The sequence below is a fragment of the Ancylobacter sp. WKF20 genome, from assembly GCF_029760895.1.
Lineage (GTDB): Bacteria > Pseudomonadota > Alphaproteobacteria > Rhizobiales > Xanthobacteraceae > Ancylobacter.
In genome coordinates, this window is sequence record NZ_CP121679.1 from 4,367,364 (window position 1) to 4,388,300 (window position 20,937).

The 20,937-nt window shown below is 66.3% G+C and carries 17 protein-coding genes; 8 read left to right on the forward strand and 9 right to left on the reverse strand.

Going from position 1 to position 20,937, the window contains the following annotated elements; all coding sequences use genetic code 11:
• The first annotated feature begins 62 nt into the window (after positions 1-62).
• From AncyloWKF20_RS20145 to AncyloWKF20_RS20160, 4 genes are read left to right on the forward strand one after another with little or no spacing between them, the layout of a single operon-like run.
• Positions 63-878: a class I SAM-dependent methyltransferase gene (locus AncyloWKF20_RS20145; RefSeq protein ID WP_279315722.1), complete on the forward strand. Its 816-nt coding sequence runs from the start codon at positions 63-65 to the stop codon at positions 876-878.
• A 5-nt stretch (positions 879-883) separates the two neighbouring features.
• Positions 884-2,083 (forward strand): glycosyltransferase family 4 protein, encoded by a 1,200-nt coding sequence (locus AncyloWKF20_RS20150; protein WP_279315723.1) that lies wholly within the window; start codon positions 884-886, stop codon positions 2,081-2,083.
• Between the two features lie 50 nt (positions 2,084-2,133).
• Positions 2,134-2,997 (forward strand): class I SAM-dependent methyltransferase, encoded by an 864-nt coding sequence (locus tag AncyloWKF20_RS20155; protein WP_279315724.1) that lies wholly within the window; start codon positions 2,134-2,136, stop codon positions 2,995-2,997.
• Positions 2,994-3,719 carry a class I SAM-dependent methyltransferase gene (locus tag AncyloWKF20_RS20160; RefSeq protein WP_279315725.1) on the forward strand — a complete coding sequence of 242 codons (726 nt, stop codon included), beginning with the start codon at positions 2,994-2,996 and terminating at the stop codon, positions 3,717-3,719. The genes AncyloWKF20_RS20155 and AncyloWKF20_RS20160 overlap by 4 nt, the downstream gene beginning before the upstream one ends.
• Before the next feature lie 65 nt (positions 3,720-3,784).
• Here the strand turns inward: AncyloWKF20_RS20160 and AncyloWKF20_RS20165 are convergent, their stop codons facing one another.
• From AncyloWKF20_RS20165 to AncyloWKF20_RS20185, 5 genes are all read right to left on the reverse strand, one after another.
• The gene (locus AncyloWKF20_RS20165; protein WP_279315726.1) at positions 3,785-4,468 is read right to left on the reverse strand and encodes a class I SAM-dependent methyltransferase; all 684 of its coding nucleotides are present in this window, start codon (positions 4,466-4,468) and stop codon (positions 3,785-3,787) included.
• Positions 4,469-4,478: 10 nt separating this feature from the next.
• Positions 4,479-5,372, reverse strand: a complete 894-nt coding sequence (locus AncyloWKF20_RS20170; protein WP_279315727.1) for a class I SAM-dependent methyltransferase — start codon at positions 5,370-5,372, stop codon at positions 4,479-4,481.
• Entirely contained in the window at positions 5,369-6,136 is a 768-nt protein-coding gene (locus tag AncyloWKF20_RS20175) for a class I SAM-dependent methyltransferase (protein WP_279315728.1), read from the reverse strand. Before AncyloWKF20_RS20175 ends, AncyloWKF20_RS20170 begins: the two co-directional genes overlap by 4 nt.
• A 27-nt stretch (positions 6,137-6,163) precedes the next feature.
• On the reverse strand, positions 6,164-7,165 hold the full coding sequence (locus tag AncyloWKF20_RS20180; protein ID WP_279315729.1) for a glycosyltransferase family 2 protein: 1,002 nt from the start codon (positions 7,163-7,165) through the stop codon (positions 6,164-6,166).
• A 145-nt stretch (positions 7,166-7,310) separates the two neighbouring features.
• The gene (locus AncyloWKF20_RS20185; RefSeq protein ID WP_279315730.1) at positions 7,311-8,255 is read right to left on the reverse strand and encodes a lysylphosphatidylglycerol synthase transmembrane domain-containing protein; all 945 of its coding nucleotides are present in this window, start codon (positions 8,253-8,255) and stop codon (positions 7,311-7,313) included.
• A gap of 226 nt (positions 8,256-8,481) precedes the next feature.
• On the opposite strand from AncyloWKF20_RS20185, the gene asnB reads away from it, so the two are divergent.
• On the forward strand, positions 8,482-10,347 hold the full coding sequence (gene asnB / locus AncyloWKF20_RS20190) for an asparagine synthase (glutamine-hydrolyzing) (protein ID WP_279315731.1): 1,866 nt from the start codon (positions 8,482-8,484) through the stop codon (positions 10,345-10,347).
• A gap of 39 nt (positions 10,348-10,386) precedes the next feature.
• Here asnB and AncyloWKF20_RS20195 read toward each other — a convergent pair whose 3' ends face one another.
• Positions 10,387-12,084, reverse strand: a complete 1,698-nt coding sequence (locus AncyloWKF20_RS20195) for a hypothetical protein (RefSeq protein WP_279315732.1) — start codon at positions 12,082-12,084, stop codon at positions 10,387-10,389.
• Between the two features lie 423 nt (positions 12,085-12,507).
• Here AncyloWKF20_RS20195 and AncyloWKF20_RS20200 point away from each other — a divergent pair, with 423 nt between their 5' ends.
• Entirely contained in the window at positions 12,508-13,170 is a 663-nt protein-coding gene (locus AncyloWKF20_RS20200; protein ID WP_279315733.1) for a response regulator transcription factor, read from the forward strand.
• Between the two features lie 60 nt (positions 13,171-13,230).
• Entirely contained in the window at positions 13,231-14,409 is a 1,179-nt protein-coding gene (locus AncyloWKF20_RS20205; RefSeq protein ID WP_279315734.1) for an ATP-binding protein, read from the forward strand.
• A gap of 89 nt (positions 14,410-14,498) precedes the next feature.
• Here the strand turns inward: AncyloWKF20_RS20205 and AncyloWKF20_RS20210 are convergent, their stop codons facing one another.
• The 3 genes from AncyloWKF20_RS20210 to AncyloWKF20_RS20220 all read right to left on the reverse strand — a co-directional run bounded on the left by AncyloWKF20_RS20210 (position 14,499) and on the right by AncyloWKF20_RS20220 (position 19,932).
• Positions 14,499-15,257, reverse strand: coding sequence for a toll/interleukin-1 receptor domain-containing protein (locus AncyloWKF20_RS20210; RefSeq protein WP_279315735.1), 759 nt, complete (start codon positions 15,255-15,257; stop codon positions 14,499-14,501).
• A gap of 231 nt (positions 15,258-15,488) precedes the next feature.
• Complete coding sequence (locus AncyloWKF20_RS20215) at positions 15,489-19,064, reverse strand: hybrid sensor histidine kinase/response regulator (protein WP_279315736.1); 3,576 nt, start codon at positions 19,062-19,064, stop codon at positions 15,489-15,491.
• A 196-nt stretch (positions 19,065-19,260) separates the two neighbouring features.
• Complete coding sequence (locus AncyloWKF20_RS20220; protein WP_279315737.1) at positions 19,261-19,932, reverse strand: hypothetical protein; 672 nt, start codon at positions 19,930-19,932, stop codon at positions 19,261-19,263.
• Positions 19,933-20,359: 427 nt separating this feature from the next.
• Between AncyloWKF20_RS20220 and mscL the strand changes: the two genes are divergently transcribed.
• On the forward strand, positions 20,360-20,782 hold the full coding sequence (mscL, locus tag AncyloWKF20_RS20225; protein ID WP_279318042.1) for a large conductance mechanosensitive channel protein MscL: 423 nt from the start codon (positions 20,360-20,362) through the stop codon (positions 20,780-20,782).
• The last annotated feature ends 155 nt before the right edge of the window (positions 20,783-20,937 follow it).

The window sequence follows — 20,937 nt, forward strand, 5'->3', positions numbered from 1 at the left end:
CCAATGATATGCCGGTTGTTTATGGTTATTTCTGAAAATCGTCAAGTTTGTTGTTGCCGCCGATGCCGCTGAACACTCATTCCTCTCCGGGAGCCGGCACGGGTTCCACGCATCGCTTCGGCTATGAATGGGGCCATTACAGCGAGATGCGTCCCCTCTATGAGACGCAGTTCCGGCGCTGGACCCCGTTCATGGCGCCCGAGGACTGGGTGGGGAAGACGTTCATCGATGTCGGCTGTGGCATGGGCCGCAACAGCTACTGGCCGATGACCTATGGCGCGGCCGGCGGGCTCGCGATCGACCTCGACGAGAACAGCCTCGCCTCCGCCCGCCGCAACCTCGCGCCCTTCCCGACCCTCGCTGTGGAGCGGTGCAGCGCCTATGAGCTGGACGGGCGCTCCAGCTACGACATCGCCTTTTCCATCGGTGTCATTCATCATGTCGAGGATCCCGACCTCGCCCTCGCCAATATGGTGCGGTCGGTGAAACCGGGTGGCCTCGTGATGATCTGGGTGTATGGGCTGGAGAATAACCGCTGGATCGTCCACTTCTTCTCGCCCTTGCGGCGCCTTCTCTTCAGCCGCCTGCCCATCGGCGTGACGCATGCCATGTCCGTGGTGCCGGCGGCGCTGCTCTGGCTGGCCTTGCGGCTTGGCCTCAGCCGGATCGAGTATTTCCGGCTCATCCGCCAGTTCGATTTCGCGCACCTGCGCTCCATCGTGTTCGACCAGATGCTGCCGGAGATCGCCCATTACTGGTCGCGCGACGAGGTCGAGGCGCTCATGCGGCGCGCCGGGCTCGCGGATGTCGAATTGTCCTGGGTCAATGAAATGTCCTGGGCGGCGAAGGGGCGGCGGCCCGTCGGCGGGCCGGGTTGAGGCCAATGACGCGCGGACCGGCGGGGCCGGGGGCGTCCGGCGCGGCGCCGGAGCGTCTCCTGCTCATCAACCACGAATACCCGCCGATCGGCGGCGGCGCCGGCAACGCGACGGAAAATCTCGCGCGCGAGCTCGCCGGGCTCGGGGCCGAGGTGCGGGTGATCACCGCGCGTTACGGCGGCCTTCCAGCCCGCGAGACGACGGCCGAGGGGGTGGAGGTCATCCGCATCCCGGCGTTGCGCCGCCGGCGCGAGCGCAGCTCCATCCTGGAAATGCTGAGCTTCATGGCGAGCTCGCTGGTCTATGTCCCCCTTCATGCCGCCCGGTGGCGGCCTTCCGCGACCATCGCTTTTTTCGGTCTGCCGGCCGGCCCGTCCGCCTGGCTGGCGCGGTGGGTGAGCGGGGCGCCCTATATCGTCTCGCTGCGCGGCGGCGACGTGCCGGGTTTCCAATACAGCGGCATCGGCGTCTATCACCGGCTGACCGGGCCGGTGATCGGTTTCCTATGGCGGCGGGCGGCGGCGGTGGTCGCCAATAGCGAGGGGCTGGCGGACCTCGCCCGGCGCTTTGCGCCCGATGTCGCCATCTCCCTCATCCCCAACGGGGTCGACGCCGGCCGCTTCGTGCCGGCGCCGGCCTCGGCGCCGGGGGAGGCGATGCGGCTGGTCATCGTCGGCCGCCTCGTCCACCAGAAGGGCATCGACAGCCTGCTCACCGCCATGGCGCGGGCCGGCGTGCCGCTCACCCTTGAGATCGTCGGCGATGGCGAGGCGCGGGCGGAGCTCGAGGCGCAGCCCGCCGCCCTCGGCATTGCCGGGCGTGTCACCTTCACCGGCTGGCTCGACCGCGCGCATCTGCCGGCGGTCTATGCCGGGGCTGATCTGTTCGTCTTCCCCTCGCGCGACGAGGGCATGCCCAATGTCGTGCTGGAGGCGATGGCCGCGGGGCTGCCGGTCATCGGCAGCGACATCGCGGGCAACCGCGATCTCATCGTCCCGGAGGAGACGGGGCTGCTCGTGCCGGTGGACGATCCCGACGCTCTGGCGCGGGCGCTGGCGCGGCTGCAGGGCGATCCGGCCCGCCGCCGGCGGATGGGCGCGGCCGGGCGCGCGCGGGTGGAAGCGCATTTTTCGTGGCGCGAGGCCGCGCGGCGCTATTGCGCGCTGGTGAGCGGGATGCGTGCGGCTAACGCCGCGCGCGATTGACAGGGCATCGCCATGACGTCCAAGTGCAACGCATATCAGGAGTAGGCCAGGTGGGCGCCGAGTTGCACAATCGAGAGGAAAGCTCCCCTCAGGACCGCTCCCCCCAGGACCGCGCCATCGCCTTCGATTTCGGCGAGAACTGGAGCGATTATTCGCGCGACGTGCTCGATTCCGGCCGTCTCGACGCCGCCGCCGCCAGCATGGCGGAACTGATCGGCGCGGACGCCATCCTTGGCAAGCGCCTGTGCGATGTCGGCTCGGGCTCCGGCCTGTTCAGCCTCGCCGCCGCGCGTCTCGGCGCCGCCTCGGTGATCGGCTTCGACATCAACGCCCGCGCGGTCGAGGTGGCCCGCGCCAATCTCCAGCGCCTGATCCCCGAAGCGGCCGGGACGGTCTCCTTCGTCCAGGGCTCGGCCCTCGATGCCGGCTTCATCGACGGTCTCGGCCGGTTCGACACGGTCTATGCCTGGGGCTCGCTGCACCATACCGGGCAGATGTGGCCGGCGATCACCAATGCGAGCCGGCTCGTCGGCCCCGACGGCACCTTCGTGCTGGCGATCTATAACCGGCACTGGACCTCGCCGATCTGGACGCCGATCAAGATCCTCTACAATGTCGCGCCGCGTTTCCTGAAGTCGCTCGCCAATGTGCTGTTCGGCGGTCTGATCTATCTGGCCGTGCTGCTGAAAACGCGGTCCTCGCCGCTGCGCAAGGAGCGCGGCATGGATTTCTGGTACGACGTCATCGACTGGCTGGGTGGCTATCCCTACGAATATGCGGGCATCGCCGAAGTGCAGGCGCGGGTGGAATTTCTCGGCTTCCGTCTGGAAAAGGTCGTGCCGCCGCGTGTGCCCACGGGCTGCAACGAGTTTGTGTTTCGCCGAGTTGATCTTGCGCAGGGTGACGGAAAATGACTGAGGCGGTATCCGGTCCCGGCGACGTCGATTACGACCAGAACTGGGACACGCGCTGGAACGACATGCGCCGCTTCGGCCCCACCGGCCGGCATCTGCGCAACATCGTGCGCACCCTCATCGAGGATCTTCCCTATGAGACCGTGCTGGATGTCGGCTGCGGCCAGGGCTCGATGCTGCAAAGCCTGATGCCGCTGCGCCCCGCCGCGCGCTACACCGGCATCGACTTCTCCGAGGGCGCGCTCAAGGTTGCCCGCGAGCGCGCGCCGGGGGCGGAATTCATGGCGTTCGATGTGCTCAACGGTACGCTCGACCGGCGCCATGATCTCGTTCTCTGCACCGATGTCGTCGAGCATATCGAGGACGACGTCACCGCCATCCGCAACATCGCGGCGATGACTGGCAAATACCTGCTCGTCTCCACGCTTCAGGGCACGATGCGGCCTTATGAGTACAAGGTCGGGCACTACCGCAATTACGCGCATGGCGAGCTTCAGGCAAAGATCGAGGCCAATGGCCTCAAGGTCCGCCGCGTGGTGCAGTGGGGCTTTCCGTTCTTCTCGCCGCTCTACCGCGACCTGTTCCGCGCCACCGGCCTCAATGTGACGCAGGGCACCTATGGCCCCGTGCGCCGGCTGCTGTCGCTGGTGCTCTACGGTGTTTTCAGCCTGAATTCGTGGCGCAAGGGCGACTATATCTTCGTGCTGGCCGAGCGGCCGTAAACGGGCGCTAGAGCTTTGACGCATTTTCTTCACGCGAACCGGAATCCACTTCGCTCGAAAATGCTCTACCGCCCCCGCGCGTGGCCCCAGAAATTGGGGTAGAGCGGCATCGGGAAATAGTTTGACGCGCGCAGGATGACGAGCCCGGTCCAGCCCAGCGTCTGGCGCACATGGTCGCGCTTGAACGCGGTGTCCAGGCTGTTGCGCTCGATGATGATCTCCGCGAAGCCGGCCCTCCGCAACAGCCGCCGCAGGCTCCCATAGGTCTGTAGCGAGCAATGCTCGGTGAACATCCAGCGCAGCTTTTCGCGGGTGAACAGGCGCAGCGCGATGATCCAGTAGGGCACGTCGATGACGATGTTCGGCGTCTGGAACACCAGCAGCCCGCCCGGCCGCAGAAGGGTTTTCACCTTCGTCATATAGCCGTCGATGTCCTTGATGTGCTCGATGACGTCGAACATGGTGATGACGTCGAACGTCCCGGCCTCGAACGGCAGGCGGTCGCCGTCATAGGCAGTCAGCCGCCCCTTCAGCGCGGGATAGGCGGCCTCGCCCTCGATGATGGCGTCGGCATCGACATCGAGCCCGGCGACGTCCTCATAGCCACGGCGCCGCAGGTTCTCGAGAAAGCTGCCATGCCGGCAGCCAATATCGAGCAGGCGGGCATTGCGCGGCACACCCAGCGTCTCGAAATAGGTGACGCAGGACGCCGTGTCGCCGCGCTCATGGGGAAGGCACGCGATCTCCATGGTCCGCCCCTCAGTTGCGCTTGCGCAGGTGGAGGACGATCGGCGTCTCCCACCGCAGATGCCGCGCCGCCCACAGGACGAGATCGAGCGCGCCGACGCGGTGGATCAGCCGGGCGATCCGCTTCACGCTGCGCAGCGAGGCCCATTCGGAGAATTCGAGCGTGCGCAGCCGCCGCTCGAACACGTCCCAGCCCCAGCCCAGAATCTCGATCTCGTCCCGGTGCGGGCGCAGCCAGGCTTCGATCTTGCGGTGCGACACCAGATTGAGCGTGTCGATATAGGCGGGATCGCGCCCGAGCGCGCGGACATAGAGCTTGGCCATGCCAGGGGTCATGTGCGGCAACCAGGGCAGGCCGTAATGACCCTCCCACCACGAGCCGTAATTCGGCACCACGAAGAGCAGATGGCCACCCGGCTTCAGCACGCGCAAAGATTCGCTGAGCACCGCCTGCGGGTCGCGCACATGCTCCAGCACGTTGGACGAATAGACGAGATCGAAGCTGGCGTCGGGATAGGGATTCTCCTCGCCGGCGGCATCGAGGATCAGCTCGTCCGGCAGGCCGTAATGCGCCAGCAGCGCGCGGGAGACGGCGAAGATGGAGCTGTACTCGGCCGAGCTCGGCTCGATGCCCCAGATGTCCAGCCCATGGGCGACGCGCCCGCGCGCCACCACGAGGCCGGTGCCGGAGCCGACCTCGAGGATGCGCTTGCCGGCAAGGTCGCCCGTGCGCCGCATCTCGGCGATCTGCTCATCCGCCCGCGAGGGCGAGAGCATGTCGGCCACCACGGTTTCCACCGGGATGCGGGTGACGCCGCCGGCAAAACCCGTCGCGATATAGCCCTGCGCGAGGATCTGGCCGAGCGCGTCCCAGTCCGGCTCGCCGGGGGCCTGTGCCGCGCTCATGCCTGCGCCTGCTTCACGGCGCGCACCACGAAGATCGTCGCGCTCTTCATGCGGCCGAGCCGGTCCTGGATGCAGCTCGCCTCGAACCCGTTGCGCCGGAACAGATCGAGGATTTCCTCGATCGAATAGAAGGTCTTGTAGGGCGGGTAATACCAGTCATCGACCTGCGCCTGTATCGAGACATTGTCGTCGCGGCGGTTGATCTCCTGCCCGCGCAGCCGGCAGACCAGATTGGTCAGCCCGGCGAAGAAATCGAGCACCAGCTTCTTGCGGCGCGGCGTGTTCATGAAGCGCCGGCAGAAATGCCGCACACCCTGATGCACCGGGGAGAGCCAGGTTTTCAGGTAAAGCCCGAGATAGACCGTGCCGCCGGGTGCGGTGGCGCGCATCAGATTGTGCATCACCTTCATCGGGTCGGGCGCCATCATCGCGACGCCCCAGCACCAGACGAGATCGAAGGCGCGGAATTCGGGCGCCAGCGTCTGAAGATCCTGATGGTGGAAGCTGATATTGCCGCGCCCGAAGCGGGCGGCCTGCTCGCGCGCGGTGGCGAGGCTGTCGGTCGACAGGTCCACCGCCGTTACCGTGTCGGCGAGCTCCGAGAGCACGACGCTGCAGATGCCATGCCCGCAGCCGGCATCGAGGGCGCGCCCGACCTGCCGCTCGGTGATCGTCTCCAGCATGTAGGCCTTGGTCTTCTCATAGATCGGCACATGCTTCGGCCAGAATTCGTCGTAGAATTCCTTGGTATCAAGATCGATCACGCCCATCCTCCCCGGCATCCCTGTTGTCTAGAAAATCGGCTCTTCCTGAACGGGAAGGACCGGTGCGCGGTCGGGCTCGAAATTGAGTTTCGACTTGATGGGGTAGTGCGCCTCATGCTGGAGGCCGAAATAGACGCGGACCAGCAGCTCCGCCAGCAGCCCCATCAGCGTGCACATGACGCCGGTGATGAAGCTCAGCGTCACCAGCAGCGGCAGCGGCGTCTGCACGAGCGAAATCTCATGCGCGAATTTGAGATAGATCGCGTAGATCCCTGCCAGAACGGCGAGCACCATGAAGGCGAGGCCGATGAGGCCGAAGACGTAGATCGGCTTGGTCGCGTACTGGGTCAGGAACTTCACCACCATCAGGTCCAAAAGGACTTTCAGGATACGGTTCAGCCCGTATTTCGACTGGCCGAACCGGCGCGGATGATGCGCCACCGGAATCTCGGTGATGCGCCCGCCCTGCCAATGGGCGTAGATCGGCACGAAGCGGTGCATCTCGCCATAGAGCCGGAAGCCCTGGAGAACCTCGCGGCGGTAGGCCTTCAGCGTGCAGCCATAGTCGCGCAGCTTCACGCCCGAGACCTTGGAGATCAGCCAGTTGGCGATGCGGCTGGGGAAGGTGCGGCGCACGAAATTGTCCTGCCGCGCCTGCCGCCAGCCGGACACGACGTCGTAGCCGTCGCTCAGCTTGGCGACCAGCCGCGCGATGTCCTTGGGGTCGTTCTGCAGGTCGCCGTCCATCGGGACGATGATCGCCCCGCGCGCATGGTCGATCCCCGCCATGGTGGCGGCGGTCTGGCCGAGATTGCGCCGGAAATTGATCACGCGCACCCGCGCATCCCCGGCGGCGACCGCGCTCAGCTTGGCTTCCGTGCCATCGCGCGAGCCATCATTGACGAAGATGACCTCAAACGGTTTGCCCAGCGCCTCAAGCGCCGGTTGCAGCGCCTGCCAGAGCGGGAAAATGTTCTCGTCCTCGTTGAAGACGGGGATGAGCACCGAAATATACACCGCCTCGCGCATCAGCCGCGCCTCGTCCCGCAGGAGGCCGGCACGCTGCTGTCATGGCGCTCACGCGCGGGGCCTGTGACGGCGCGGCGCGTCCGGCCTCGCCGCAAGGTAACGGCAGATGCGGGCGGGTTGTTCATCCGGCCTTCCGCAGAGGCTGTCATCGCGGCGCGCGGCGGTCGCGCGCCAGAACCAGAAGATCGCATGACAGTCCGATACCCCCGAAGATGATCTGGACGCCGAGCAGCGCCAGGCCCAGAGCCAAAGCGGCTTCGGAGCCGACGCCGAACATGTCGAGCAGCCCGATCAGCGACGCTTCGCGTAACCCCAGCCCGGCCAGGGCGACAGGCGCCAGAAGAATGATGGTCAGGGCGCCGAGAATGACGCACCAGGCGAGGAAGCCCAGCTCGATACCCAGTCCACGCGCGAGCATCAACGTGCCCGCGACGGACAGAAATTGTGCGATCAGCCCCCATGCCAGCGACAGAAACACCAAGCCGGGACGTTTCACAAGGTCCTGCCAGTTTCTCAGGAAGTCGATCAGGTGACGGCCAAGTCGAGCGCGCCAGCCTGTTGTCGGGTCTTTCAGCACATAGGCGACGAGCGGGCGGAGCAGCCGCCGCGAGCCCATCATCGCGGCGAGGGCGGCGAGGGCACTGATGCCGATCAAGGCCGCCAGCATGAGCCCGACGCCGCGGCCGAGCGGCAGGGCGGTGAGCCCGGCGAGCAGCATCACCAGCACGCTGGCCAGGCCGGTCACCTTGTCGAAGGTGACCGAGGAGGCGGCGCGGCTGAAGCCCGTGCCGGGCGCGCGCCCGAGGCGGAAGGCCTTCACCGCGTCGCCAGCGAGCTGGCCCGGCAACATCAGCGCATAGGCCTGCGCCAGCAGCGTGAAGCCGAGAAGTTGCCACAGGCTCCTTTGCGGCAGGAGGACGCGCAGCTTGGCGGCGTTGCTCAGGTGCACGAGAAAATACAGGCCGAGCGCGGCGAGGCCATGAACCGGCTCAAGGCTCCCCAACCGTGCCAGCGTGCCCGGCAGATCCACGGTCATCAGCAGGAGGACGAGGATGATGACGCTGACGGCGGCTTGTAAGCGCAGGAGCATGACGGGCCGCTTCAATGGGTCGGACCAAGCGGCGGTCTGCGGACACTTTACGGCTCGCCCGCGCGCACTCGACACATGCTGAGTACCGCCATATGCGTGAGTCGGCAACGTGCGGTTACAAAGCGAAAGCCCTGCGCCGCGGGTGACACGCCGCGCCGTGGCGGTCTCATGGGGATCCGGTGCCCGGCGCGATTCGCGCCGGTGCATGGGGAGGTGGAGAGCGGGCATGTGTGGGATCGCCGGTTTTGTGGGGCCGGGCACGGGCGCGGACCTGCGCGCCATGACCGATGCGCTGCAGCACCGGGGACCGGACGACAGCGGCACCTATGAGGATCGCAGCCTGCCCGGCGCGCCAGTACAACTGGGCTTCCGGCGGCTCGCCATTGTCGATCTGGAGGGCGGGCGCCAGCCCATGCAGACCGCCGATGGCGCGCTGGTCGTCGTCTTCAATGGCGAGATCTACAATCATGTCGAGCTGCGCGCCGCGCTGGAGCAGAGCGGCCACCGCTTCGAGACCGATCATTCCGACACCGAGGTGCTGCTCCATGGCTATCGCCAGTGGGGGGAGGGGCTGGTCGAGCGCCTGAGCGGCATGTTCGCCTTCTGCGTCTATGACCGCCGGGCCGGGCGCCTGCTGCTGGCGCGCGATCATTTCGGCAAGAAGCCGCTGTTCTACGCCCGCACGCGGGAGGGGTTCGTCTTCGCCTCGGAGGCGACGGCGCTGCTGCGGCACCCGTCGGTGTCGGACGCGGTCGATGCCGAGGCGGTGCTGAAATATTTCGCCTATGGCTTCGTGCCGGCGCCCCGCTCGATCTACCGCGACATCGCCAAGCTGCCCGGCGGCTGCCTGATGAGCGTCGATCTCGCCACCGGGCAGATGCAGACCCGCCGCTATTGGGAATACCGCATGGCGGTGGACGATCCCCCGCCCGGCAGCATTGAGGATTGGGCCGAGGAACTGCGCCATCTGCTCGGCCAGGCCGTCGAGCGCCGCCTCGCCGCCGATGTGCCGCTCGGCTTCTTCCTCTCGGGCGGCATCGACAGCACGGCGGTGGTCGCGCTGGCGGCGGCGCGCCGCGATCCGGCGAGCATGAAGACCTACACGATCGGCTTCAACGAGCCGAGCTATGATGAATCGGCGATCGCCGCCGCCATGGCCCGCCATTACGGCACCGACCATCACGCCACCACGCTCGACCTCGATCTGGCGGCCCGGATGATGCCGCAGCTGCTGCGCGGGCTCGACGACCCGATCGCCGATGCCTCGATCCTGCCGACGCATCTGCTGTGCGGCTTCGCCCGGCGGGACGTGACGGTCGCGCTCAGCGGCGACGGGGGCGACGAGCTGTTCGCCGGCTACGACACCTTCGCCGCCCTGCGCACCGCGCGGGCCTATCACCGCCTGGTGCCCGGCTGGGCGCATCGCGGCATCAGCGCCGCCGCCGAGTATCTGCCGCGCTCGGACGCCAATATGAGCCTCGATTTCAAGATCCGCCGGGCGCTGCGCGGGCTCGGCCACGCGCCGGCGCACTGGATGCCGTCCTGGCTCGGGCCCGCCAGCCTTGAGGACATGGCGCGCCTGTTCGGCACCACGCTCGATCCGCACGCGCTCTATGAGGAGGCGGAGGCGCTGTGGGCGAGCGGCGCCAGCCCGCACGATGTCGACCGCTCGCTGGAATATTACGGCCGCTTCTATTTGGGCGAGAACCTGCTCATCAAGGCCGACCGCGCCAGCATGCTGGCCTCGCTCGAGGTGCGCTCGCCCTTCCTCGATCGCGATCTCGTCGCCTTCGCCAGCCGCCTGCCGGCCTCGGTGAAGATGCGGGGCGGGGTGCGCAAATGGATCCTCAAAAAGGCCATGGCGCCGCTCGTGCCCGCGCAGATTCTCGACCGGCCGAAAAAGGGCTTCGGCATTCCGGTCTCGCGCTGGCTGCGCCACATGGAGCTACCCTCGCGCGACGCCAGCGCCCGCCTCGGGCTCGATCACGCGACGCTGGAGGGCTACTGGAGCGACCACCGCAAGGGCCGGGCCGACCATCGAGGTTTGCTCTGGGCCGCCGTCGTGCTCGCCACCATGCTGGACCGGCCCTGATGATGGGCTGACGACGCGCGGCCTCGACCATAAACCGTCTCAGGGCGCCCCCGGAGCCTCAGGCCGCACATAGACCGTCACATTATCAACGGTGATCGCCCGGTAGCCCGCCGCCAGCAGCGCGTCGAGATAACGTTTGGCCCAGACCGGCACACGCGAGATGTCGGTGGCGTTCACCGCCCAGTCGTAGACCACCACCACCGGCGTCCTGGCGCTCAGCGTCTTCGCGATGGTCCGGTCGATCCAGCCGGGATCGGTCAGCAGGAAGCTGTCATCGGCATAGAATTCGCGCAGCAGCATGCGCCGGTCGCTGATGAAGGCAATGCCGGGGCAGAAGGGCAGGCAGACGATACGCTCGCCCGGCGCGGAATGGGCCTCCACGAGGGCTTTCACCTGGCTGAGCAGGGCCTTGTCCGCCGGCGTGACATAGCGGGTTTCCCCCGTGGCGATCTGGAACGGTTGGTCAGCGCCATAGGACCGGGTGATCGCGCCGGTGCCGGGCAGGATCAGCCCGATGGCGCCGTAAAGCGCCAGGGAAGCGCCGATGACGAGCGCGAAAAGCCAGCCGATCAGTCGCAGCCAGAGCCGCCGCGCCCGGCCATAGCGCTGCCCGGTGAGTATGTCGCCGCCGCTCACCTGCCAGGCGAAGATGGCCATCAGCGCGATGTAGCCAGGCATGAAATTGGCGACATGCGGCAGGTCCGGGCGGAACAGCATGTAATGGGGAAACGAGGCCAGCGGCACGACGAACAGCGCGGCCGCCAGCACCAGATGGTCGAAGGCGCGGGCCGGCGAGGCGAGGGCAAGCGCCGCCGCACGGCCGACCTGCACCAGCGCGAAAGCAGCGAGGCCGACCACCGGCGCATAGACCGCGAAGGCGTAGCCGGCGGCCTCCCAGGAGCCTTCCCAGATCGTTGCGACCGGCGGGCGCTGCAGCAGGGTGCCCGCCCCCTCGGGCACGTCGACCGGCGTGGCGGTGGAACTGCGGAACAACAATTGCGCGATGGTGCGGGAATAGCTGAGCACATCGTCCACGACGAGCCCGAGATAACCGCCCTGCGCCGCCACGACGGCAAACGGCAACACCACAAGCGCCATAGTTATCACGGCGATGGCCGCAAGCCGCAGCAGCCGCCATCCACCCTGCACGAAGCCGGTCAGCACCAGCAGGCCGAGAAAGGGCAGGCTGAAGGCGTAGCCGAAATCCGCCCGCATGAGAAAGGTGATTGCCAGCGCCGCCGCCGCTGGAGCGACCTCCCGCCCTGACAGGCGCCGCCAGCGCAGCGCCATACCGGTCAGGGTGTAGAAGTTGATGAGCGTGCAGAAGCCGTAAAACGCCGCGGGCGGAAAATTCGGCACCAGCGCCGCCAGCAGGCCGGCAAGGGTGGCCAGCATGCCGTTATGGGTGATGCGATGAACGCCCGCGAAGACAAATGCGGCGGTCAGCGCCATGAAGGCAAAGAAGACAACCTGACCGATGAGGAAGGCCGGACCGAAGAGAGCCGTGAGAAACTCGCCGATCTTGTACCAGAACAGCCCATAAATGTACCATATGTCGCCCGGTGGGGTGCCGGACATAAGCTCTTTGATGACCTGTACGTAATTGCCATCATCGGCGATATTCAAATAATGGAAAATATACTGTGAATAATAGGCGGCGGCGAACGCGCAGATAAAGAGAAAACCAATGGCTCTTATGGAGCCTTCTGTCAGTCGTTTCGAGTTTGCAGGGATCATTGAATGTCTGGTCTTTGATCGCTTGAACACCGGATGAGCAGGATTAGAGCGGCCGGAAAATCGAAATAAGTAGGGAAATGAACGTTCATATACGCTTACATTCTGCAATCTATTGAAGATTTTTCGCCAGGGCTGTCAAGTTTGTTAGGGAACCTCGCCCGGTCGGCTCGGGGCCGTTACGGGAGGGCCGTGGCGGCGTGAGGGGCGGGGCGGTGACGGCCTTGTCGCGGTGGATCGCCTGTACCGGGCGCATCGGCGCGAATTGGTAGTGGCGTTTGTCGGCGATGCTCACTAAACGTCGGTGAAATGGGCTCCTGCACGCGACCCGCGCAAGACGGGCAAGGGCGGGGTCTGACCATGATCGCGGCGCGGCCTGCCGAGAGGGCGGGGCGCGCAGGTTGAAGGGGCCTCTGCGAAGTGGATATGACGACGAGTTTCCGGCTGGTGATCGCCGACGACCACCCGCTGTTCCGTGGCGCGCTGCGCGAGGCGGTCTGCCGCCAGTTTCCCGCTGTCGAGCTGTTCGAGGCCGGCGGCTTCGAGGATCTTCAGGGCCTTCTGGAGCGCGAGAGCGACATCGACCTCGTGCTGCTCGATCTCTCCATGCCCGGCGTGCGCGGCTTTTCCGGCCTGATGTATTTGCGCGCGCAATATCCCGGCGTGCCGGTGGTGGTGGTTTCCGCCCATGAGGAGGCCGGCGTCATCCGCTCCTGCATGGAGTTCGGCGCCTCCGGCTTCATCCCCAAGACCGCCTCGGTGGACACGATGCGCGCGGCGGTCGCCGCCGTGCTGGAGGGGCGCACCTGGACGCCGCCGGACATCGACCTGTCGGGCGCCACCGACAAGGAGGGGCAGGCCCTCGTCGCCCGCCTCGCCACCCTCACGCCGCAGCAGGTGCGGGTGCTGATGATGCTGTCCGAGGGGCTGCTCAACAAGCAGATCGCCTATGAGCTCGGCGTCTCCGAGGCCACGGTTAAGGCGCATGTCTCTGCCATCCTGCAGAAACTCGGCGTCGAGAGCCGCACCCAGGCGGTGATCGCCGCCGCCAAGATCGAAGGCGGCAACTGGGCGCAGGCGACCGGCTGAGGCCGCCGCGCCCGCCCGGCGCCCGGCAAGGCAGTGGACAGCGGCACGGAGAGTGGCCCCTTGACCATCGACGTGCACGAAGGGATCGCGGCCATCCAGGCCGTCAATGCCATCCCCGCCATCCTTCAGGTGGTGTGCGAGACCACCGGCCTCGGCTTCGCCGCCGTCGCCTGCGTGACCGAACAGCGCTGGGTGGCCGGGGCGGTGCGCGATGGCGTCGGCTTCGGCATGAAGCCGGGTGACGAACTGCCCATCGCCACCACCTTCTGCGACCGCGTGCGAAGCTCGCATGTGGAAGTGGTGTTCGACGATGCGGCGAACGACCCCGCCTATTGCGGCGATCCGATCACCCAGCTCTACGGCATCGCCAGCTACATCTCGGTGCCGATCGTGCTGGCCGATGGTCGCTTCTTCGGCACGCTCTGCGCGCTCGACAGCCGCCCGGCGCAGCTGACCACAGGCCCCACCGTGCCGATGTTCCGGCTCTTCGCCCAGCTCATCGCCCGCCATGTCGAGGATCAGATGCTGGTGGTCGCGAGCCGCGCCGAGCTCGCCGAACTGCACGAGACCCATGAGCTGCGCGAGCAGTTCATTGCCGTGCTCGGCCATGATCTGCGCAGCCCCATCGCCGCCATTCAGGGCGCGGCGCGCCTGCTGGCGCGCGAGCCGCAGAGCGCGCGGGCGCTGACGGTGATCGAGCTGCTGCAGCAGACCAGCGGGCGCATGGCGCGCCTCGTCGATCACCTGCTCGATCTGGCGCGTGGCCGCCTCGCCGGCGGGCTCGACCTCACCCAGGATGCCAGCCGCCCGCTGGCCGCGACGCTCGACCAAGTGGTCGCCGAGACGCGCGCGGCCTATCCCGGCCGCGAGATCCGCGCGCTCTGCACGCTCGATCGGCCGGTGCTGGTGGACCATGCGCGCCTCGCGCAGCTTCTCGCCAACCTGCTCAACAATGCCGTCATCCATGGCGCCGAGGACCAGCCGATCGAGGTCCGCGCCGGGCTTGATGAGGAGGGCGCCTTCCGCCTCAGCGTCGCCAATGGCGGCGCGCCGATCCCGGTGGATGTGCAGACGCAGCTCTTCCGGCCCTATTATCGCGGAAGGGGCGGCAGCAATCAGGGTCTCGGCCTCGGCCTCTACATCGCCGCGCAGATCGCCCAGGCCCATGGCGGCACGCTCACCGTCGCCTCCGACGCGCACGCCACCCGCTTCACCTTCCGCCTGCCGCTGGCGGGGTGAGGGGCCGTCGCTTCACAGCGCGATGCTTGCGCCGCTGGGCGATGAGGGTTGTCAGTACCCTCTCGAATAGGAGTAGATTTAGATGGCCGTCATTGCCCGCTGTGCCTACGCACTGCTGTATCCGCGTCAGATGCGTCACTGATATTGACCAGTTCGGCAAGCTTGGCCGCGACCTCTGCCATCGTGTCCTCTGTCGTACTAAGCCCGCTGCGCGAGCCGAGTAAGGGGCTTTCCTCGCGGAGGGCCTCGAAGGTTGTGCCGTGAACAATGGGGACGAGCTGATCACGCGCCAGAAGTGCCGACAGCTCCTTGTCTGCGATGCTTTCCCCTTTTATGCGGCGCAGAAAGTTGGAAGTAACTAGTACGATGCCAACCCTCGATTTTGCCAATCCCTTGTCTATCTCTCGAAGCAAGGATGTGCCCAATTGCACATCTTTTTCACTGAACCAGACGGAAACGCCACGTAGCTCGAGTTGATCATGCAATTCCTTTGCTGGTCCAAATCGGTCATCCCATGCATGGCAAAGGAAGAAGTCTCGAAGATCAGGTACTGTTGCTCGACTCTCAACATTACGTCGGACGGGTTCCAGAGCCCTAACTTCCGCAGGCGTATAATATACCCCCGAACTCGCCCTAGCCCACCTCGGACGGGAACTGCGCGCTGAACCGCCTCCACTAATCCGACCACTTCCGTTGCTGGATGACGATCCATACGATGAGTAAGAAGGTGAACTGTAAGCATAGCTGCCGTAACTGCCGCGGCCCCATCCTCCACCTCGACATGCAGGGCACTTCGATGCTGCGTATGACGAGCTATGGCCTCTTACTGGTGCGGTGCATCTAGCCATCTTTGGATTTCACCTCTGTAAGGTCGATTCCTTGAATTATAGCGCTTACTAGAGAATCTGCGTGCAGTATTTTGAAATTCACGCGATTTTTGAACTGATAGATGGCGTGAGCGCAAAATTGCGGCGGCCATTTGCTGGAGCGCGCTATGTTATTGATCGCTAACGATCACAACGGAACCAGATCTCGATCTGCTATCGTGCCCCGCGGAAGCAAAAGTTAATTCGGCGCCCCTACTCCGCCGCCGCGCGCGTGGCGCGCCATTGGGCGAGGAGGGCGCGCAGGGCGGCGGGGCGGACGGGCTTGTTCAGCACCTCCATCTCGGTCTCGCGCGCGGTGTCGCGCACCTTCTTCGAGCGGTCGGCGGTGATGAGCACGGCGGGCAGGCCCTGATCGAGCTTCCAGCGTAGCTGCTTGGTGGCCTCGATGCCGTCGCCCTCGTCGAGATGGTAGTCGACCAGCAGCACGTCCGGCGCGATCTTCAGCTCGCGCAGCGTCGCCAGCGCCTCGGTGACGTCGGCCGCCTTCACCACGCGGCAGCCCCAGCCGGAGAGCAGCGTTTCCATGCCGTCGAGGATCGCCGGCTCATTGTCGATGCACAGCACGGTCAGCGCCTCCAGCGTCGCGGCGGGGGCGGTGCGGGGCAGGGAGCGCGGCGCCTCGGCGGGAATGGGCGGGGCCGAGGGCACCTCCACCGCGAAGGCGCTGCCGCGGCCGGGCGTCGAGGCCAGCGTGATCGGGTGGTCGAGCACGCGAGCGATGCGCTCGACGATGGACAGGCCCAGCCCCAGCCCGCGCGCGGCCTTCGCGCCCTGGTCGAGCCGCTGGAACTCCTGGAAAATCACCTTCTGCTTGGCGGCGGGAATGCCGAGCCCGCTGTCCAGCACCTGGATGCGCAGCCGCCCGCGCCGGTGGCGCACGCCGATCAGCACCCGCCCGCGCGGGGTGTATTTGATCGCGTTGGAGACGAGGTTCTGCAGCAGGCGCCGCAGCAGCCGGCGGTCCGAGCGCACCGCCGCCGAGCTGGTGACGAAGGTGAGGCGCAGCCCCTTCTCCTTCGCCAGCGGGGCGAATTCCAGTTCGAGCTGGCGGAAGATGTCGTCGAGCCGGAAGGCGCCGACCTCGGGCTTCAGCGCCCCGGCATCGAGGCGGGAAATGTCGAGCAGCGCGCCGAGGATCTCCTCCACCGCCTCGAGCGAGGCGTCGACATTGCGGGCGAGGCGGGAATCCTCGCCCGCCTGCGCCTGCTCGACGAGGCTGGTGGCGTAGAGCCGGGCGGCGTTGAGCGGCTGGAGGATGTCGTGGCTGGCGGCGGCGAGGAAGCGGGTCTTGGAGATATTGGCCTCGTCGGCCTCGGATTTGGCCTGGGCGAGCTGGGTGTTGAGGTTTTCCAGCGCCTTGGTGCGCTCGCGCACGCGCCGCTCCAGCGTCTCGTTCGCCCGCTCCAGCGCCTCGGCGGCCTCGACGGTGGGGGTGATGTCGTTGAAGGTCACGACCACGCCGCCATCGGGCATGGTGTTGACGCGCACCTCCATCACCACGCCGCGCGGGGCGAGGCGCTCCTGGAAGGTGACGTTGCGCCGGGCGTAGCGGCCGAGCTTCTCGCGCACGATCTCCTCCACCGGCCCCGGCCCGAACACGCCGCTGGCGGCGTTGAAGCGGATCATCTCGTCCATGCCGACGCCGATGCGCACGATCTCCGGCGGCAGATCCAGCATGTCGCCGAACTGCCGGTTCCAGCAGATGAGGCGCAGATCGCGGTCGAACACGGCGATGCCCTGGCGCACATGGTCGAGCGCGGTCTGCAGGATCTCGCGGTTGTACTGGATGGCGGCGGAGGCATCGTCGAGCAGCTTCAGCGCCGCCTTGGTGGAGACGGTGCGCTTCCTCAGCATCAGCGACAGCACGAGCCGCGAGGAGGCCGCGCCGATGGCCGAGGCGAGCAAATGCTCGGCATAGCGGATGAGCTGGAAATCCGCCTCGCGGTTCGGCTCCAGCGTCAGCCCGCGCATGGCCGAGACGCTCTCGAAGGAGGCGCGGGTGCGCTCCTCGCCGAGATAGCGCGCCACCGTGCCGATCAGCTCGCCCACCGTCACCGGCGAGCGCCAGAGCCGGAAGCTCGGCGCCGAGGGCGCGCGGTCCGCCTCGACGAAGACGCTGGCCTGCAGCCGCTCGATCGGCCGGGGCTGGCGCGCCAGCGAGCCGATGAAGAAGAAGATGACGTTGACCGTCAGGCTCCACATCACGCCATGGGCGAGCGGCCCGGCGTTGACGCCCAGCAGCGCCTGCGGGCGCAGCCAGCCGAGCCCGAACGGCCCCTCGGTCAGCAGCGCGCGGGTGAACAGGCCGGAATCGACCAGGCTCGGCAGCAGCAGCGTGTAGGCCCACAGCGCGATGCCGGCGGCGATGCCGGTGATGGCGCCGAGCGCCGTGCCGCGCCGCCAGATCAGCCCGAGCAGCAGCGCCGGGCCGAACTGCGCCACCGCGGCGAAGGACAGCAGGCCGATCTGCGCGAGCTGCGCCTCGCCGGTCAGCCGGTAATAGAGATAGGCCAGCAGCAATATGGCGAAGATGGCGATGCGCCGCACGGTGAGCAGGCGCAGCCCCATATCGGTGAGCGCGCTGTCCTCGCCATAGGGGCGCGCCTCGCCGGGGCCCCCGCCGCGCCGCAGCAGTCCTGTCGCCTCCGCCCCGCGCCGCCCGCGCACGAGGAGCGGCATGAAGATGTCGTTGGACACCATCACCGCCAGCGCCACCGTCTCGACGATCACCATGGCGGTCGCCGCCGACAGCCCGCCGACAAAGGCCACCAGCGCCATCACCTTGGAGCCGGCCGAGAGCGGCAGCGTCAGCACATACATGTCGCCGTCGATGAAGCCGGGCGGGAAGGAGATCAGCCCGGCGACCGCGATGGGAATGACGAACAGGTTGATGAGCACGAGATAGAGCGGGAACAGCCACGCCGCCGTGCGGATCTCCGCTTCCGAGGTGTTCTCCACCACCGCGACATGGAACTGACGCGGCAGCAGCAGGATGGCGAGCGCCGAGAGCAGCGTCATCACCGCCCAGTTGCTGGCGGAAAACCCTTCCGTCAGCACCGGCAGCACGCCCTTGTCGGCCGCCTGCGCGAACAGGTCGAACGGCCCGGAAAACATCACGAAGGTGACGAACAGCCCGACCGCGAGAAAGCTCACCAGCTTGACGATGGATTCCGTCGCCACCGCCAGCATCAGCCCTTCCTGATGCTCGGTCGCGTCGATATGGCGGGTGCCGAACAGCACGGCGAACACCGCCATGGCGACCGCGATCATCAGCGCGAGGTCGCCGACCAGCGGGTAATGCAGGCCGAGCCCGTCGAAATCGCCGAGCAGGGCGACGAGCGAGGCTGACACCGCCTTCAGCTGCAGGGCGATATAGGGCAGCGAGCCGACGATCGCGACCACCGCCACCAGCGCGGCGACGCCCTGGCTCTTGCCGTAGCGCGCGGCGATGAAGTCGGCGATGGAGGTGATGTTCTGCGCCTTGGCGAGCCGCACCAGCCGCAGCAGGAACGGCGCGCCGAGCGCGAAGACCAGCATCGGCCCGACATAGATGGTGAGGAAGTTCACCCCCTGCGTGGTGGCGAGCCCGACCGAGCCGAAGAAGGTCCAGGAGGTGCAGTAGACCGCCAGCGACAGCGCATAGATGTAAGGCCGCCCCTTGCGCCCCCGCGGCACGCGCGCCACCCGCCGGTCCCCAAAGCTCGCCACCGCGAACAGGAAGCCGACATAGACGAGGGCGACGGTGATGATGACCCAGGCCTGAAGCATGGGGTCTCCGGGGAAAGCGCCGTCAGGGGCGGCGCGGTGGCGTCAGGCGCGATGAAACAAGATGCGCTGTATGGCAAGCGATCTGCTTTTATGCGCCGGAGGGGAAGGGCGGGCAAGCGGGAGGCGAGGGGAGGTGCGGTGGGCCACACACTGCTGAAGCGCTGAGAAAGACGCTCTCAGCACTCGAATCGGCCTCTCATTCTGCCCTCGTTTCATCGTGAGGCTGCGAGGGCGGAGCAGAACGGATGAGTAGATCGAGCGCCCTATCCGCCAACTCTCGCCTCTCGAAAACGGTGTACCCCGCGTTCCGGCGATCGAATACCTCCCAAGCGATGGAGCCTCGGCGGGAGATTAGAAATCCCGCCATGGCCCACCGATCAGGATCCTGTGGATCAAACCACTGCTCCTGATCAGGAAGGGCTCCCTTGGGATGCAGCGGGATACGATCTTTCTTCCCAAAGCCTTCCACCTTGATGTGTCGCTCGACCTCAAATTTTGCCAAGGGGACGCGAACAACGGAAAGGTCGTCGCGTAAGCGCACTCGCGATTCGATGTTGTCGCCAATGCGTCGGTCAACCAGAACCCGAAATACTTCATAGGCGTTGAGGACCCAAAGGTTCGAAAATTTTGCCTGAATGTCGGCTGCATTGAACGGTTCTTCGCCTTCAATACCCAAAAAGCGTTCGTCCTCAACTTGCCGCAGAAGCATGTCGAGCTTTCCGAGTTGCTGAATAGCTGGAATTAGGGGAAGCAAGTTCCCAGAGCTATGCCCACTGGCCTTGATCCAGCGCCGGTGCGCCTCGGCCTGCCTTGCTGTCGCAATGGCAAAGCTGGCGCAGAGGTAGCTTGTCGCTGATACCGGGCTCATCACTACCTCGGGGCTTGATAGAGTTGAATTCGAGTAGAACTTTTAGGAGACCACAATTCTCATACCATGCCTTGATGCTTCGACGCTTTGGCGCGCCGGGCGACGATAGCCAAGGTGTCGATCGTGGGATTTTATAAACAGCAATGGCGGATTTGGGTTGCTTTTGCTTATCTTGAACCTTTTGCGTCTCTTCGCGACCCATTGGTGTAGAGTATTCCCTTCCTGCACTAATGCGAGGTCTAGGTTCAGGGATAGCCTCATGCGGGTCTCGGCGGATGGAGCGCTTTTGTACGCTGCGGGCATCATGTCCCCTGGAAAGGGACGTGCTTAGTGAGGGCGAGGCTCGCTCCCCGACCCTTGCCGCCGCCCGCGTACCGCCCCACAATCCACCGGGGACTGTCGCGACGCAGGGGTGCGCATGAGCAAGGTGTTGAACGAATTCCGCCAATTCGCGGTGAAGGGCAATGTGGTCGATCTCGCCATCGGCGTGATCATCGGCGCGGCCTTCGGGCAGATCGTGTCGTCCATCGTCTCGGATCTGTTCATGCCGCTCGTCGGCGCGGTGTCGGGCGGGCTCGACTTCTCCAACCACTTCATCGGCCTGTCGTCGAACGTTACCGCTACTTCGCTCGCCGCCGCGCGCGAGCAGGGCGCGGTGTTCGCCTATGGCCACTTCCTCACGGTCTGCATCAATTTCCTCATCATCGCGTGGATCCTGTTCCTGGTGGTGAAGGGCATCAACCGGCTGCGCCGTGACGCCCAGCACGAGCCGCCGCCGCCGGCCCCGCCGAGCAAGGAAGAGATCCTGCTGACCGAAATCCGCGATTTGCTCGCGCGCAAAACGCAGTGACGCGCGCCGCGCGCAAAGCGTACCGGCGCGCCGCGCGCGAAGCCTCATCGCGTCCGACAGCGTCAGCGCGTTGGCGCCAAAATGGGCTGTCATCGCGGCTGCACAGCTTCTAATCTGAGGGGGATCGGGACCGCGTGCCGGCCCGCCCCCTTTGA